The organism is Geobacter sulfurreducens PCA (assembly GCF_000007985.2).
In the GTDB taxonomy this organism is placed as follows: Bacteria; Desulfobacterota; Desulfuromonadia; order Geobacterales; family Geobacteraceae; genus Geobacter; species Geobacter sulfurreducens.
Genome location: NC_002939.5, coordinates 1,773,025 through 1,788,686, shown reverse-complemented (window position 1 = coordinate 1,788,686; position 15,662 = coordinate 1,773,025). Strand labels below are relative to the sequence as shown.

Annotated in this window: 12 protein-coding genes and 1 tRNA gene; 7 read left to right on the top strand and 6 right to left on the bottom strand. The window is 57.5% G+C overall.

Features of this window, described 5'->3' with window-relative positions:
* Nucleotides 1-13: 13 nt before the first annotated feature.
* Nucleotides 14-784, bottom strand: coding sequence for an MBL fold metallo-hydrolase (locus GS_RS08145; RefSeq protein WP_014551636.1), 771 nt, complete (start codon nucleotides 782-784; stop codon nucleotides 14-16).
* Between the two features lie 157 nt (nucleotides 785-941).
* Entirely contained in the window at nucleotides 942-3,014 is a 2,073-nt protein-coding gene (locus GS_RS08140) for an ATP-binding protein (protein ID WP_010942275.1), read from the bottom strand.
* Nucleotides 3,015-3,245: 231 nt separating this feature from the next.
* On the opposite strand from GS_RS08140, the gene gap reads away from it, so the two are divergent.
* The 5 genes from gap to GS_RS08115 all read left to right on the top strand — a co-directional run bounded on the left by gap (nucleotide 3,246) and on the right by GS_RS08115 (nucleotide 6,966).
* Complete coding sequence (gene gap / locus GS_RS08135; RefSeq protein ID WP_010942274.1) at nucleotides 3,246-4,247, top strand: type I glyceraldehyde-3-phosphate dehydrogenase; 1,002 nt, start codon at nucleotides 3,246-3,248, stop codon at nucleotides 4,245-4,247.
* A 106-nt stretch (nucleotides 4,248-4,353) separates the two neighbouring features.
* On the top strand, nucleotides 4,354-5,550 hold the full coding sequence (gene pgk, locus GS_RS08130) for a phosphoglycerate kinase (RefSeq protein ID WP_010942273.1): 1,197 nt from the start codon (nucleotides 4,354-4,356) through the stop codon (nucleotides 5,548-5,550).
* An 11-nt stretch (nucleotides 5,551-5,561) separates the two neighbouring features.
* Nucleotides 5,562-6,317, top strand: a complete 756-nt coding sequence (gene tpiA / locus GS_RS08125) for a triose-phosphate isomerase (protein ID WP_010942272.1) — start codon at nucleotides 5,562-5,564, stop codon at nucleotides 6,315-6,317.
* Nucleotides 6,318-6,404: 87 nt separating this feature from the next.
* Nucleotides 6,405-6,773, top strand: a complete 369-nt coding sequence (gene secG / locus GS_RS08120; protein ID WP_010942271.1) for a preprotein translocase subunit SecG — start codon at nucleotides 6,405-6,407, stop codon at nucleotides 6,771-6,773.
* A 106-nt stretch (nucleotides 6,774-6,879) separates the two neighbouring features.
* Nucleotides 6,880-6,966 (top strand) — tRNA-Leu (locus GS_RS08115).
* A 146-nt stretch (nucleotides 6,967-7,112) separates the two neighbouring features.
* On the opposite strand, the gene GS_RS08110 is transcribed toward GS_RS08115, so the two are convergent.
* From GS_RS08110 to GS_RS08095, 4 genes are all read right to left on the bottom strand, one after another.
* A complete protein-coding gene (locus tag GS_RS08110; protein ID WP_010942270.1) occupies nucleotides 7,113-7,838 on the bottom strand; it encodes a FadR/GntR family transcriptional regulator in 726 nt (241 codons plus the stop codon).
* 170 nt (nucleotides 7,839-8,008) lie between these two features.
* Nucleotides 8,009-9,259: a (Fe-S)-binding protein gene (locus tag GS_RS08105; protein ID WP_010942269.1), complete on the bottom strand. Its 1,251-nt coding sequence runs from the start codon at nucleotides 9,257-9,259 to the stop codon at nucleotides 8,009-8,011.
* Between the two features lie 10 nt (nucleotides 9,260-9,269).
* Nucleotides 9,270-10,643, bottom strand: a complete 1,374-nt coding sequence (locus GS_RS08100) for an FAD-binding oxidoreductase (protein ID WP_010942268.1) — start codon at nucleotides 10,641-10,643, stop codon at nucleotides 9,270-9,272.
* 93 nt (nucleotides 10,644-10,736) lie between these two features.
* Complete coding sequence (locus GS_RS08095) at nucleotides 10,737-12,686, bottom strand: L-lactate permease (RefSeq protein ID WP_010942267.1); 1,950 nt, start codon at nucleotides 12,684-12,686, stop codon at nucleotides 10,737-10,739.
* A 247-nt stretch (nucleotides 12,687-12,933) separates the two neighbouring features.
* On the opposite strand from GS_RS08095, the gene GS_RS08090 reads away from it, so the two are divergent.
* A complete protein-coding gene (locus tag GS_RS08090; RefSeq protein WP_010942266.1) occupies nucleotides 12,934-13,437 on the top strand; it encodes a LutC/YkgG family protein in 504 nt (167 codons plus the stop codon).
* A gap of 3 nt (nucleotides 13,438-13,440) precedes the next feature.
* Nucleotides 13,441-15,567 carry an L-lactate dehydrogenase (quinone) large subunit LdhH gene (gene ldhH / locus GS_RS08085; protein ID WP_010942265.1) on the top strand — a complete coding sequence of 709 codons (2,127 nt, stop codon included), beginning with the start codon at nucleotides 13,441-13,443 and terminating at the stop codon, nucleotides 15,565-15,567.
* The last annotated feature ends 95 nt before the right edge of the window (nucleotides 15,568-15,662 follow it).

Genomic DNA, 15,662 nt, shown 5'->3' with positions numbered 1-15,662 from the left:
ATGCAACAGCCTGTCAGATGTTCAAAAGCTCGCTGGGCCGATACTGATCGCCCACAACGAGACGTGGAGAGCAGATGTTTTGCCCGGCCAGGAAACTGGCGGTCACTTGGCGGGCCATGACGGGATCGTTGTTTACCTCCGAGAGGTGGGCAAGAAAAAGTCCCTCCAGTCCGGGGTTGATCACCTCGGCCAGGAGGGCCGCTGTATCGTTGTTGGATAGGTGTCCGTGACGGGACTTGATCCGCTGCTTCAAGTGCCAGGGATAGGGACCGTCCATCAGCATCCCTTCATCGTGATTCGACTCCACGACCAACGCCCGGCAGCCTGCAAGCTTGTCAGCCACGAGACGGGTTGCGGTCCCCAGGTCGGTGGCAATCCCCACCTTGCCCTCCCTGCTCTCAACGGTGAAACCCACGGGATCGCAGGCGTCATGGGTTATACGGAAGGGGTCAACGAGCAGGTCGCGAAACGTAAAGGAGTAGCCCGACTCGAACTCCGTCACGTAGACTCCATGGATCTGGCCGCTGATCTCCCGATGTGTCGGATAGCTCACGTGAACCGGTATTCGGTACTTCCTGGCCAGAACTCCGGCCCCCCGCACATGGTCCGTATGCTCGTGACTGATGAACAGTGCATCAAGCTGGGCGGCATCAACCCCGATGAGGGAGAGCCTACGGACCAGTTCCCGGGCCGAGAGGCCTGCATCGATGAGAATCCTGCTCTCGCCGGTCTCGATGAACAGGGAATTGCCTTTGCTCCCGCTGGCGAGGAGACAAACCCTCACACACCCTCCATTCATGGCCTTGTGGTACTACCGGCAAGCGAACAGCTCAACCTATCTTATATACAGGAAACAGGGGGAATGATTCAAGGCGAAAGGCGGAAAATTTTTTTAACGATCAACGGCTGCCGGATACCGGCTCCGGTCAGAGTCGCGAAGGTCACTCAAGCAGATTGAGGTAATCAATACTTCCATCTCCGGTGATGGGATTCAGAGGCAGCACAATGTGAAAAGTTGAGCCGGGAAATTGCTCGGGGTTGTAGCCAGGTGACTCGACCCATATCTCGCCGCCGTGCATCTCGACTATCCCCTTGGCAATGGAAAGTCCCAGACCCGCGCCGCGCGCCTTGAATGCCACCTTGCCCGAACTGTGCTCTTCAATGTTTCCCACCTCGTAGAATTTGTCGAATATCCGGAGCTGGTCATCCATATCGATGCCGATGCCGGTGTCTGTGATAGTGATTTCAACGTAAAGGTGCTGTTCCTTGCCGATATTGACCACCGGCTTGACCAGCTCCGGAATCGGCGCCTGCTTGGAGCGAAGCAGGTACTTGGTCCGGGTGGAAACAGTGATTCGGCCGCCATCGGGGGTAAACTTGATGGCGTTGCCGATGACGTTAGACATGAGCTGCATGAGTCGCACAGGGTCTCCCTTGATCCGGGGGACCGTTTCATCCAGTTCGCCGACCAGCTTCTGCTTGCGCATTGAGACGAAAAAGCGGAGCTCGTTCATGGAGTCTTCGACCAGCCGGTTCACATCGACATCGTCGAGCTTGAGCCGGAGCCGTCTTTCGTCGATCATCGAAATGTCGACCATATCCTTGACGATATTGTCGAGCCGGGCAGCAGCATTGGAGATGTTCTGCACCATGTCGATCACATTCCGGTCGACCTTGCCACTCATATCGGAAAGGATCAGCTCCGCATACCCCATGATCACGGTAAGTGGCGTTTTGAGCTCGTGGGAGGCTATCCCCAGGAATGAGTCCTTCATCTTGTTGAGGCGGGCCAGGTCAGTGGCGCTTTTTTCCAGGTTGAAAAGAATCTCCCGTTCACGGGTTACATCGCGGATGATGGCTTGAATGAGGCGCTCGGACCCAATGGTAACGGTGTTGGCGTGAATAAGTCCCACAACCTGTTCACCTTCCACTCGCGAGAAGCGGATCTCCTCCGCCACATGTCTCCCCTTCCCCACCTCTTGGAAAAAATTGTAAACAATGGGGATATTGTGGGTTTTGACCAGGACAAGCATCCTGCTCAGAGGCAGACCGACGACCTCCTCTGAGCTGTGGCCAAAAAACTCCTCCGCCATCTTATTCACCATTTTGACGATCTCGTTCTCGTCAACGACAACGATGGCATCACTGGCGTCTTCCAGCAGAGATTTGTACAGCTCTTCGCTCTTCTCCAGTTCGAGACTCAGGCTTTCCAGCTTGAGGTATGACGAATGGAGATCATTGTGGATATTTTCAAGCTCCTGGTAATTGCGCTTGATCTCCTCCTCGCGGTTTCCCAGGGCCTCTGACATGACGTTCACATTCCGGGCCAGCTCGTTGAACTCATATACGGACAGCTCGTCGATCCGGTGGTCGAAGTTCCCCTCCGTGATCTTTTTCACCCCGCCCAACAGGGCGGAAATGGGTTGAACAATGCTTTTCTTGACGAAAATAACCACCAGCGAGAAAGAGATCAGAAAAAAGAGCCCGAGCACCATCACGGAACGGAGGATGATCCCCTCAACCTTCTGATCCACCACCTTTTGCGAGAAACCGATGTGGATGAGCGCCACCTGCTTGCCATCCGATGAACGGACCGGCGTCACCGTATCGTAATAGGCTCCATCCTCCCCGATCAGGTGGATACTCTGGTCGAGTCGGGTGGTAAAAGCCTTCTTGATGATGTCGAAGCGTAGGGAGCGATAGACGGGATCGTTGAGAAACAGAACTGAACTTTCGCTGTCTGTAATGACGCAATAGGCAATTTCGGGGCTGGAATTGACCAAATCCCGACATTTTTCACTGAGGCCTTCGATGTCCCTGATGTCGATGCCGAGCCCGACAACCTTCTCGATACTCCCGCGCAAGGAGGTTCCGAGGCTTTGCGATCGCAGGATCAGCGCCTGAATATAATCACGCCTGAACCCCACGATATCCATGCCGGAATTGGCGGCAATCGTGAGAAACAGAATGATGAATGAAAAAAGGATTATTCGCTTTTCAAGGGTATTTTTCATGGAACCGTATGAACAAGGACGGAGAAAGCGCTCGTTCTTGACGGGCTTATAGTAGCACAACTTTCATAACCTTCTCATCTTTTTTATACATGAGGCTGTCTCGCCCGATGCAGCGAGAGAACGGCTCTGACGGCACAAAACGGTTGACGCTCGGCCCGCAACTCTATATGATTGTGAGGTTTGTATACTAAAGGCTCGCCGAGCTCTCACATCACGCGACAGGAGGATTCAATGGCTCTCAGAGTTGCAATCAACGGTTTCGGCAGGATCGGACGCTCCGTGCTCCGCGCGGCTGCCAAGGAGAAGGGCATTGAGATTGTTGCCATCAACGACCTCACCGACGCCAAGACCCTGGCTCACCTTCTTAAATACGATTCGGTCCACGGTCCGTTCCCCGGCAAGGTTGAGGTAGGCGACGGCGCAATCGTCGTGAACGGCAAGCCCATCACCATCATCGCCGAGAGAAATCCCGAACTTCTCCCGTGGAAAAAGATGAAGATCGACGTGGTCCTGGAAGCGACGGGCCTGTTCACGGCACGTGAAAAAGCCGAACTCCACCTGAAGGCTGGCGCCAAGAAAGTCATCATCTCGGCTCCCGCCACCAACGAAGACATCACCATCGTCATGGGGGTCAACCACGACGCCTATGATCCGAAGAAGCACAACATCATCTCAAACGCATCCTGCACCACAAACTGCCTCGCCCCCGTGGCAAAGGTTCTCCATGAAACCTTCGGCATCGAAAAAGGATTGGTTACCACGGTTCACTCCTACACCAACGACCAGCAGATTCTCGACCTTCCCCACAAGGACCTGCGTCGCGCCCGGGCAGCGGCCATGTCCATGATCCCGACCACCACCGGTGCCGCCAAAGCGGTCTCCCTCGTTCTTCCGGAACTGAAAGGGAAACTGGACGGCATGGCCATCCGCGTCCCGACCCCCAACGTCTCGGTGGTCGACCTCGTGGTCACCCTCAAGAAGAAGACCGATGCCGAAAAAGTGAACGCAGCCCTCAAGAAAGCCGCCAAAGGGAGCCTCAAGGGAATCCTCAGGTTCGAGGAAGAGCCCCTGGTCTCCATCGACTTTAACGGCACCACCCACTCCTCCATCGTTGACGCTCTGAGCACCAAGGTCATTGACGGCACCATGGTAAAGGTTCTTTCGTGGTATGACAACGAAACCGGTTTCTCCAACCGGGTCGTGGACCTGATGAAGCTCATCGCGTCCAAGTAAACCGGATACGCGCAAAAGGGGGGATCAATCCCCCCTTTTCTTTTTGCCCGCCAGTCGAACCGATCCCGCCCCTGCATTGCTGACACTATCTACTCGGGAGGAAACCATGGCAATCCGCTATATTGACGAAATATCCGAACTCAAAGACAAAAAGGTCTTCATCAGGGTCGACTTCAACGTTCCCTTGGATGAACATCAGAACATCACTGAAGACACGCGCATCAGGGCGGTCCTCCCTACGATCAACTTTGCCCTCGATGCCGGCGCGAAAGTGGTTCTCGCCTCTCACCTGGGACGCCCAAAGGGAGAGCGCAAGCCCAAGTATTCCATGGCCCCGGCGGCAAAGCGTCTCTCGCGGCTTCTGGGCAAAGAGGTACTCTTGGCGCCCGACTGCATCGGCAGCGAAGTACGGCAGATGATCGATGCCATGAAATCCGGCGACATCATCATGCTGGAAAACGTGCGCTTTTATGAAGGTGAGGAGAAAAATGACGAAAACTTTGCCCGAGAACTGGCCAACGGCTGTGAGATCTACGTAAACGATGCCTTTGCCGTCTCACACCGGGCTCATGCGTCGGTTGAAGCGATAACAAAGTTCTTTCCGGTAGTTGCGGCCGGATTTCTCATGAAGAACGAGATGAATTATTTCGAAAAGGCGATGCAAAAGCCGATTCGCCCCCTGGTCGCTATCTTGGGCGGGGCCAAAGTCTCGGGCAAACTGGAAGTTCTCGAAAGCCTTCTCAACAAGGTGGACAAAATCATCATCGGCGGCGGCATGGCATTCACCTTTCTGAAGGCCCTCGGCTACAACGTGGGCAAGTCGCTGGTGGAGGAAGACCTGATCGAAACGGCCCGCTCAACCTACGCCAAAGCCCGTGAAAAGGGAATCAAGTTCTATCTCCCCGTTGATTGCGTGGCTGCCGATCGATTCAACCCCGAGGCCGAGACCAAGGTAACCACCATTCAGGAAATCCCCGAAGAGTGGATGGCTCTCGATATCGGTCCTGCCACGGTTGCCCTCTTCACCGAGGCACTCCAGAGCGCCAAGACCATCATCTGGAACGGTCCCATGGGGGTTTTCGAGATGGATGCCTTCTCCCGCGGCACCTTTGCCATGGTGACTGCCGTGGCCAACTCCTACGCCCTTACCATCGTCGGCGGCGGCGACACCGACTCTGCGGTCCACCGCGCCGGCGAATATGCCAAGATCAGCTACATCTCCACCGGCGGCGGCGCTTTCCTTGAGCTCCTCGAAGGCAAGAAACTTCCCGGCATCAAGGTGCTGGAAGAAAACGGAAAATAGGAGGAGCGGCCATGAGAACACCTGTGATTGCAGGAAACTGGAAGCTGTTCAAAAAACGCGCCGAGGCCCGTGAGCTGGTCAATGGACTTGTTTCCCTGGTGAAGGACGTCCAGGGGGTCGAAATCGTCGTAGCTCCGGTCTTCACCGTACTGGCCGCCGTAAAGGGCGCCCTGGACGGCTCAGCCATCAAGCTCGCTGGCCAGGACTGCTTCTGGGAAGAGGAAGGGGCTTACACCGGCGAGATTTCCCCGGGCATGCTCGTGGATGCCGGATGCAGCCACGTCATTATCGGCCATTCGGAGCGCCGTCAGTATTTCGGCGAAACTGATGAAACCGTGAATCGTAAGATCAAGGCCGCCCTCAAAGCAGGACTCGCGGCCATTGCCTGCATCGGAGAATCCCTGGCAGAGCGCGAAGCAGGCACGACGTTCGACGTGCTGCGGACGCAGCTGAACGGCGGACTGGCCGGGCTATCCGCCGACGACCTCAAAGACGTCATCATCGCCTATGAGCCGGTATGGGCCATAGGCACCGGAAAAACCGCCACGGACGCCCAAGCCCAGGAGGCTCACGCCTTCATCAGAGGGGTGGTGTCCGAACTTCTCGGCAAACCGGCAGCAGAGGCGGTTCGCATCCTTTACGGGGGCAGCGTAAAGCCAGAGAACATCAAGGGGCTCATGACCCAACCCGATATCGACGGCGCCCTGGTGGGAGGAGCCAGCCTCAAGGCGGACTCTTTTGCGGCGATTGCCTCGTTCAGCATGTAAACACGAAAGAACGCCAAGTTAGGACTTGGCTTTTCAACTAACCTGTGGTATGGATTGCAGGTTACTACATACAGTGGAGTTGGCATTATGATGATCTTTTTGACGTTTCTTCACATTCTCGTCTGTCTTGCACTTATCGGAATCGTTTTGCTCCAGTCTGGCAAGGGAGCCGAAATGGGCGCATCGTTCGGTGCGGGCGGCAGCCAGTCGGTCTTCGGTGCCAGCGGGGGAACAACCTTCCTTAGCAAGCTCACCACTGCCGCGGCCATCATATTCATGCTGACATCCCTTACCCTCGCGTATCTGTCCGGACGTGCGGAAACCTCGTCCATCATGCCCGCCAAAGGCGTGTCGGCTCCGGCTCCCAAACCGGCTGCACCACCGGCACAACCTCAACAGACCCAGCCGGCTCCCGCGCAACCGGCGGTACCGGCACCGGCAGCACCTGCAAAATAGGAATTTTTAAAAAAAGCAGTTGACACCCAGGTAAAGATAATGCTAAAAAGTGAGTTCTTGATGACGAAGCACCAGATATCATCACTGTTTAGACAATAGAAGGTTTGCGGTAGTGGCGGAATTGGTAGACGCACCAGCTTGAGGGGCTGGCGGGGGTTACCCCGTGATGGTTCGAGTCCATTCTACCGCACCAACATTGAAGGCCCATCTACTGATGGGCCTTTTCTTTTACCTAACGCTCACCACTTATACGCCGATACTTACCCACACAAACAAATAAGGGGGCGCGCCACATGAAACGGCGCGCCCCTTATTTGTTTGTTAAAGCCGGAAAAGTTATCAACGGTCCTGGCGGGACTGGTTTACATAGATACTGCTCCGCTTCTCGGCGAATGTCAGATGGCCGAGCATGGCGTTGCGGGCACGCTCGCAATCTTTGTCGCGTATCGCCTCGAAGATGGCTTTATGATGAGCAAAGAGCGTCCTGTGGTCCTCTTCGGTAAGGTAAACGGCCCGCCAGACACTGCGCTGGAACTCCTTCATGGCCTCGAAAATAGTCTGCATCAGGTGGAGCCAGACCACATTGTGGGTTGAACGGGCAATCACAATGTGGAAATTGGCATCCAAATCCTCGGAAGGCTTGAGACCGTTAAGGTTTGCCTCCATATTCCAGACGATTCCTTCAAGTTTACGGACATCATCGGGTAGCGCACGCTGGGCGGCATAATAGGCAGTCCATGCCTCCATGCATTTGCGGACTTCGATGACATCCAGCGCCCTCTCCTGCTCGACCTTGATAATCTCGGACAGAGGCGGCCCAGACGCGGCATCCATGAGGGATTTGACGATAGTCCCGCCCCCCTGGTACGACTCCACAAGACCTGCTGCAGCCAGAATATTGAGGGCTTCGCGGACCGACGGACGCGAAACGCCGAACATCTCTGCCAGCTCACGCTCAGGTGGAAGCTTTTCCCCTGGGGTGAATTCGCCGGCAAGAATGGAGCTGCGGATCTGCTCGGCGATTTGGGTTGATATTTTTTTGGGCTTGATCGGCTTGAAGTTCATGGCGGGCTTCCGGATGAGACATTAATCATATGACCGGATATGAATACACCATAGCTCAACCGAAGGCAATCAGTATTATCCTGAGCAAGCGGTCAGAGGAGCATTCAAACGTACTGGTGTAGCAGGACATCCGGGGGCGAACAACTGCCCCCGAATCGGCTGGTGACTGTTCAGAGTAATGGGGGCAAGAGGCTTGCTGCAAGCACCTCAGTGACATGCAGTACCCGGATGGGCGGCGTCTCCTGGGCCAAGGCCTTACGAAGCTGGAGAAGACAGCCGGGGTTGGCAGTGACGAGAACGTCGGCCCCAGTGGCCTTGATGTTCTCCACCTTGCGGCGCAGCACGCGGTCGGACATCTCCGGCTTCTCGATGTTGTACGTACCACCACTGCCGCAGCAGGCATCGGCCTCGGGAAGCTCGCGGAAATCGAGCTCCGGCACGATCCTGAGCAGCGTGCGGGGCTCCTGGCGTATCCCCTGACAGTGGGCGATGTGACAGGGATCGTGGTAAGTCACCTTGAGCGACAGAGGGTTAAGCTTCGCCTTCAGCTCGTCGGCGTGAAGGGCCAGGACCTGCGTGATGTCGCGCACCTGGGCACTGAAGGTCGCGGCCCGGCTGTCATCTTCCAGGTGATGGCCGTATTTCTTGAGCTCGGCTCCGCAACCACCGCAGTCGGTGACAATGAAATCAAGCCTATGGCCGGCAAAGAGATCCACATTGAACCGCGCCGCATCCAGAAGCCCCTCCCGATCGCCCGACAGCATGTTGGGGGCGCCGCAGCACTTTTGGGCCTTCGGCGTGACGACGCGATAGCCAAGCGATGAGAGGAGCTTCACCGTTGCATAGCTTGCCTCGGAAAAGACCAGGCTCATGACACAGCCGAGAAAAAAGCCGATTGTTCCGCGCTCCGGTCCCACCGCCGGGGTCACCTCGTCGATGGTCTGGCGCAGGGGCTTGACCGGAAGCTCCGGCAGGAGTCCTTCCATCCGCTCAAGGGTTGGGGGAAACATCTTTAGGATGCCGAGTTTGCGGACAACCTTCTGAAGGCCTGTCCGCTGATAGAGGCGCATGGGGGCCGTTGCGGCCTCAAGCCGGTCGGGATGCGGCAAAAGCCTTCTGAGGATGAGGTTTTCCATCGTCGACAGCTCTTTCCCGTCCCTGCGTTCGCACCTGTAGCCAGCCACCATCTCGCCGGCATTTACCCCACAGGGGCAGGCCGAGGCGCATGCCTGACAGTCGAGACACAGCGAGAGGTATTCCAGCAGCCGCTCGCTCACCTCGAGATCGCCCTCCTCGATCTTGCGCATGAGCGCCACCCGCCCCCGGGGAGAGGCGGTTTCCAGAAATGTCTCCTTGTATGTGGGGCACTGGGGCAGACACATGCCGCAGCGCATGCAGTTGATCAATTTTACGTATTCCATCGAATACTCCCTAGAACACCTTCCCCGGATTCAGGATTCCCGTCGGATCGAATGCCTGCTTGATCCCCTGCATCACCCGTATCCCGGACTCTCCCACAAGCCGCGGGAGATACTTTTTCTTGGAAAGCCCCACGCCATGCTCGCCGGTGATAGTTCCCCCCATGGCGAGAGCCGTATCAAAGATTTCCTCGAACGCCTTGTGAGCCCGGGCGATCTCATCCTTATCCCGCTCGTCGGTGAGGCAAGTGGGATGAAGGTTGCCGTCGCCGGCATGGCCGAAGGTGCCGATGGTGAGATTGTACTTCCGGGCCGTGTCCTGGATAAACTTGACCATGGGGGCAATGCAGCTCCGGGGGACAGTGGCGTCCTCAAGGATAGTGGTGGGCTTGACCCGGGCCAGGGACGAAAGGGCCACCCGCCGGGCAGTAGCGAGCTTGAGAGCCTCGTCGGCGTCGGCCGCGGTCTGGAACGACGAACAATGGTGCTCGGCGCAGATCCGCCGGACCGCGACTGCGTCTTCCTCCACCTGGGCCGGATGACCGTCCACTTCGATGAGGAGCACGGCCTCCACATCCAGGGGCAGGCCCACCTTGGCGTAATCCTCGATACACTTGACCGTGACCCGGTCCATGAACTCAAGTGTGGCCGGAATGACCCGGGCGGCCACGATATGGGAGACTGCCAGGGCCGCGTTTTCCAGCACCGGGAAATGGACGAGCATCGTCTTCTTGGCTTGGGGCTTGGGAATCAGTTTAACAGTCACTTCGGTGAAGAGCCCGAGGGTCCCCTCGGAAGAGACGAGGAGCTGGTTCAGGTTATAGCCGGCAACGTCCTTTACGGCTTTGCCGCCGGTCCGCAGGAGGCTGCCGTCGGGTAGAGCGGTGTGGAGCCCCATGACATAGTCGGCAGTGACTCCGTATTTGAGGCCCCGCAAGCCACCGGCGTTTTCGGCCACGTTGCCGCCGATGGTGGAGATGTTCATGCTGCCCGGATCGGGCGGATAGAAGAGCCCCTTTGCTTCCACTGCCCGGTGCAGTGCGCTGGTTACGACGCCGGGCTGGACAGTGGCGGTCAGGTTTTCCTCGTCGATTTCAACGATGCTGTTCAGCCGGCTCGTCTGAACGACAACCCCTTCGGGGCGGCCCAGAGAGCCTCCGGACAGGTTGGTTCCGGAGCCGCGAGGAGTCACGGGGACCCCTGCGGCATGGCAGCGGGCCATGATCCGGCAGATCTCCTCCTCGTTGGCGGGAAGGACCACCGCTCCGGGCCGGCTTTCATACTCCGGCGTTGAATCATAGCCGTAACAGGCGAGGCTTTCCTTGTCGGCGAGGGTGTGTTCCTCGCCGACTATGCTCTTCAGTTCGCTAATGAATGAAACGTCCATATCTGCTCTCCCGGTGCAAGGTTACCCAACGGTGAAGCCCGTGTGCCGTGCGGTTAGTCCCAACTCCCTTCGCAGGGCTACCGACAGGGGACGCTAGGGTATCATCCACTGAAGCACATACGCCTGCAAGTAGACAATTATACCGACCAGAATCGTAAGGAAGATCGAGTGTTTGAGAGTAAACCTGAAGAGTGTCCCCTCCTCCCCGACCATGCCTGTTGCCGCGGTTGCCACGGCCAGCGACTGGGGAGAGATCATCTTGCCCATAACGCCGCCGCTGGTGTTGGCTGCGCCGGTTAGGATCGGGCTTATGCCGAGTTGCTCGGCAGTGGCTTTCTGCAGACCGCCGAAAAGTACGTTTGACGAAGTGTCCGAACCGGTGAGAAACACGCCGAGCCAACCGAGGAACGGTGCGATGAAGGGGAACCAATGACCGGTCTTGGTGAAGATGAGGCCGAGGCAATTGGTCATTCCCGATGCATTCATGACATAGGCGAGTCCAAGGACCGAGGCAACGGTGAGAGCCGGGAAGCGCATGTCATAGAGGGTCTTGCCGAGGATTCTGAAGGTGTCGGCAAAGCCTACCCCGCAGATCAGAGCGGAAAGGAAGGCGGCGATCAGAATGGCGGTACCGGCGGCAGACATGAAGTTGAATTTGTATTTTGCAGCGACCTTCAGCGGGAGATGATCGGCCAGTGCCTTGTCAAGAGGCTTGAACTGATTGGCGGGAACAGCAGCGGTCTTGACGAGCTCCTTGCAGAGCTTCTGGGTTTCGGCCATCTTTTTGGACACGATATCACAGGCCTTGAGCCGTTCATCGGTAAGAACAGCTCCCTGCCCCACGAGCCCCTGCTCCACCGCGGCGAGCTGGGTTTCGAACGCCTTGAGCTCCATAAGTTTGGCAGCGATGGCGGCCTGCTTCGGATCGGCCGGCGAGAGCAGGGTCAACTGGCGATCGATCTCGGCGGAGGCGGCAGCAATTTTAGTAAGGGTATCTTCGGGCTTGGCCACCTTTTTGACGATCATGTTGTGGAGCCCCTTCACCTCGATCTCCACAGTACTCTTGTCCAGCACGGTCTTGATGGAGGGAATACCCCAGAGAAGCACCATCACGGTGAGCGCAAGATAGGGAGACCAGGCACGGAACACCTCGCCAGTCGTGTAGTGGTGTTCGGTCGCGCCGGTGACGGGAGCCTCGTGGGCGAAGGTGTAGATGGTCTTGGGCTGCCATACCCGCAGCAGGAGGACTAGTGCGATGATTGAGGCCAACGAAGCGGTGACGTCCGGCAGATAGGGGCCAAGGTAGGTGGCGGTAGCCCACTGGCTCAGAGCGAATGTAACGCCACAGACGATGATGGCGGGAAGGATCTCGATGGTTTTTTTCCAGCCGACCATGATCATGATGACGTAGAAGGGAATAATGACGGAGATGAATGGCAGCTGGCGGCCAACCATGGTGGAAAGCTTCATCATGCCGTCATCACCGTACCCCATGACCCCGGCCAGTGCCACAATCGGAATACCGATGGCACCGAAGGCGACCGGCGCGGTATTGGCCACCAGGCAGACCCCAGCGGCATAGAGGGGCTGAAAGCCGAGACCCGCCAGGGTTGCACCCGCGATTGCCACTGGCGTGCCGAACCCGGCGGCACCCTCGATGAACGCCCCAAAACAGAATGCAATGAGCAGTGCCTGGAGGCGCCGGTCGGCAGTCACCCCGGCCAGTGATGCCCGGATGATTTCGAATTGCCCTCCCTTAACCGTGATATTGTAGAGAAATATAGTGGTTATCACGATATAGAAGACCGGGAAGAGGCCAAAGGCAGCCCCCTGGGCGGTAGCAAGTCCCGCCAGCTTTGCAGGCATCCCCCAGACGGTGATGGCGATGAGCATGGCTGAGGCAAGTGCCAGGAGCCCCGCCTTATGGGCTTTCATCTTGAACAGGGCGAGACAGACGAAGATGACAACGAGGGGGATAGCTGCCACGAGGGCAGACAACCCGAGACTCCCGGCGACCGGCGTGTACACTTGAATCCATGGCATTTGAATACTCTCCTTTCACTGCGCCTTTAGGGGTATGATGTGTGGGAAGAGCCTGCCATACCATTGGCCGCCGGCCTCATCCACCCAAAAAATAAAATAAAGTTTTGTTTAGTTGTCATACCAACTATCAAATTTACCGAGACACTGTCAAGGCAAATTTAAGGGACAATTATATACACTTGACACTATCGACCATAGTAAACTATCCTCAAAACACGAGTTGGTATTACAACTTACAGAGGTGCCCATGATCTCGACCTTCACTGTGGCGGCGGAAGCGGTTGGCGCTACGGTAAAACGCTTTACCGATCTCAATGGTGCCGTCGATTATCTGCTGGACCTGACGGCGAACCGGCCGGTGGCGGCTTCGAGCCTGTCCTCCCGACTTGCCGCCATGCTCGAAACCATCACCCCCCTCCCCTCCGAAAGGCTTGCCGATGCCGAAGTGGGTATCAGCGAGGCGGACGCCGGTATTGCCGAAACCGGCAGCGTGCTGCTGGAACTTACCGCGCCGGCACAACGGGCGGCAACCGCCCTGCCGCTGGTACACGCGGTAGTTCTCAGGGCTTCGACCATTGTGCCGACGCTCTCCGCGCTGGGCGAGCGACTTGGCGGACTTCTGGCGGAAGGGGGCTCACGCTATCTCTCCCTCATAACCGGCCCGAGCCGCACTGCCGACATCGAGCGGGTTCTTACCATCGGCGTGCACGGCCCCAGGGAGCTCCACCTCCTGATCATCGAAGGAGAATAGGTAATGGCACGGGACGTTATCAGGCAAAAAATCAACGACGCATTTCTGCGCAAAGCTCTTAAGAATTTTGCCGCAGCCTATCCGGTGGCACGGGCCAAGGCCTTTGAAGGGGTTGATTTCGAGGCGCTTCGGTCAAGGATAGCGGCCTTCAAAAAGGAGGGCCTTGCACGGTTGCCGGAGATGGTGAAGGAATTTACCGCCAGCGCCGAGCGGTCAGGGGCAACGGTTCATCTCTGCGCCACCCCCGAAGAGGCGAACCGGACCATCCTGGAGATCATCCGCAAGGCCGGCGTAAACTTCCTCGTAAAATCAAAAGCCATGACCTCCGAGGAGATCGAGCTGAATCACTACCTGGGAAACAACGGGGTAACCTGCCTGGAAACCGATCTGGGCGAGTGGATCATCCAGCTGGCCGGCGAACGCCCCTCCCACATGGTCATGCCCGCCATCCACAAAAACCGGGAGGATGTGGCGGAACTCTTCAGCCGGGAAACCGGCCTGGACTGCCCACCGGACATCCCACACTTGGTCAGGGTTGCCCGGGAAACGCTGCGCGATGGCTTCCTCACCGGCCAGGTCGGACTGTCGGGAGCCAATGTGGCGATGGCCGATTCGGGTGCCATCGGCATAGTCACCAATGAAGGGAACGGCCGACTCGTGACAACCCTTCCCCGTATCCACATCGCCCTGGTGGGGGTAGACAAGATCGTTCCCACCCTTTCCGAAGCCCTGGACGTGATCACCATCCTCCCCAAGAACGCCACAGGACAGAAGATCACCTCCTATGTATCCTTCATCAAAGGCCCCACGGGCGAAGGGCGGGAACTCCACATCGTGCTGCTCGACAACGGTCGGACCCGGCTGGCGGCCGATCCGGACTTTTCTGAAGCCCTGGCCTGTGTCAAATGTGGTGCCTGCGCCAATGTCTGCCCTATTTACGAAATCGTGGGCGGCCACGTGTTCGGCCATATCTACGTAGGGGGGATCGGGCTGGTGCTGACCCCCTTCTTCCACGGTCTCGACAAGGCCGAAGACATCCTCAAGCTCTGCATTGGCTGTCGCAAGTGCAACGAAGTCTGCGCGGCAAAGATCGATATCGAAGGGCTCATCGTGGATCTGCGGGATAAGATCCGAAAGCCCGCCGGGCAAAAATTCCTCTTCGGCACCCTCATGAAAAACCGCGCACTCTTTCATGCAACCCTGCGCACCGCATATCTGGCACAAAAACCGTTCCAGAGCGAAGGGGGGCGCATCCGGCACCTGCCGCTCATTCTCAACCGCGAAACAGCCAACCGCTCCCTTCCCCCCATTGCCGAGAAACCGTTCCGCGACCTGATCGCGGAACAGCCGGGAACGAAGAAACAGGGCGCGGCGTCACGGGAAACAGTGCTATTTTATTCCGGCTGCCTGGCCGATTTCGTCTACCCCGAGATGTGCCTGGATACCGTCAAGAGCCTGGAAGCCCTCGGTTATGAAGTCTCGTTCCCTCAGAAGCAGAGCTGTTGCGGCATACCGGCCCGCTATTCAGGAGAGATGGGCGTTGCCCGGGACCTGGCCAAAATCAACATCGATGTATTGCTGGAGGAGGATGCGGACTACGTGGTCACCATCTGTCCCACCTGCACCATGTCATTGCGGCATGACTTTCCCAAGCTTTTGTCGACCGAGCCCCCATGGCGGGAAAAGGCGGAGCGCTTGGCGGCCAAGACCTTCAACTTCTCCGAACTGGCCGCGCGGAAGGCGGGCTCCGGAATCCCCACGCACGAAACCGTGAACGGTGGAAAAGAGACCGTTACCTACCATGACGCCTGCCACCTCAAGCGGGGGTGCGGGGTACACGAGGAACCGCGCAGAGTGCTCAGAGAGCTTGTCGGCGTGGAGATCGCCGAGATGACCGACTGCGACAAGTGCTGTGGCTTCGGCGGTTCCTATTCCATCAAGTACCCCGAGATTTCCCAGGAGGTCTTGAAAAACAAGATGGAGACCATCAGGGAAACCGGTGCGCGCACCGTGGCCGTGGACTGCCCCGGCTGCAAACTTCAGATCGAAGGGGGGCTGGAAGCCGCCGGAACCGGCATTGCCGTAGAGCACTCCGCCACCCTCCTGGCGAGACGTCTCGTAACCCCTTAAATTAAACAGACATAATCTCGCCGTCCCCCGCCAAAAACAGCCGGAGCCCGTCTCCGGCTGTTTTTTTGCTAAACGAAACGGGCAACCTGCCGATA

What these genes read in the sequence shown, in the direction of transcription:
- GS_RS08140 (WP_010942275.1), bottom strand. Translation starts at nt 3,014, where the DNA reads ATGAAAAATACCCTTGAAAAGCGAATAATCCTTTTTTCATTCATCATT.
- gap (WP_010942274.1), top strand. Translation starts at nt 3,246, where the DNA reads ATGGCTCTCAGAGTTGCAATCAACGGTTTCGGCAGGATCGGACGCTCC.
- pgk (WP_010942273.1), top strand. Translation starts at nt 4,354, where the DNA reads ATGGCAATCCGCTATATTGACGAAATATCCGAACTCAAAGACAAAAAG.
- tpiA (WP_010942272.1), top strand. Translation starts at nt 5,562, where the DNA reads ATGAGAACACCTGTGATTGCAGGAAACTGGAAGCTGTTCAAAAAACGC.
- secG (WP_010942271.1), top strand. Translation starts at nt 6,405, where the DNA reads ATGATGATCTTTTTGACGTTTCTTCACATTCTCGTCTGTCTTGCACTT.
- GS_RS08110 (WP_010942270.1), bottom strand. Translation starts at nt 7,838, where the DNA reads ATGAACTTCAAGCCGATCAAGCCCAAAAAAATATCAACCCAAATCGCC.
- GS_RS08105 (WP_010942269.1), bottom strand. Translation starts at nt 9,259, where the DNA reads ATGGAATACGTAAAATTGATCAACTGCATGCGCTGCGGCATGTGTCTG.
- GS_RS08100 (WP_010942268.1), bottom strand. Translation starts at nt 10,643, where the DNA reads ATGGACGTTTCATTCATTAGCGAACTGAAGAGCATAGTCGGCGAGGAA.
- GS_RS08095 (WP_010942267.1), bottom strand. Translation starts at nt 12,686, where the DNA reads ATGCCATGGATTCAAGTGTACACGCCGGTCGCCGGGAGTCTCGGGTTG.
- GS_RS08090 (WP_010942266.1), top strand. Translation starts at nt 12,934, where the DNA reads ATGATCTCGACCTTCACTGTGGCGGCGGAAGCGGTTGGCGCTACGGTA.
- ldhH (WP_010942265.1), top strand. Translation starts at nt 13,441, where the DNA reads ATGGCACGGGACGTTATCAGGCAAAAAATCAACGACGCATTTCTGCGC.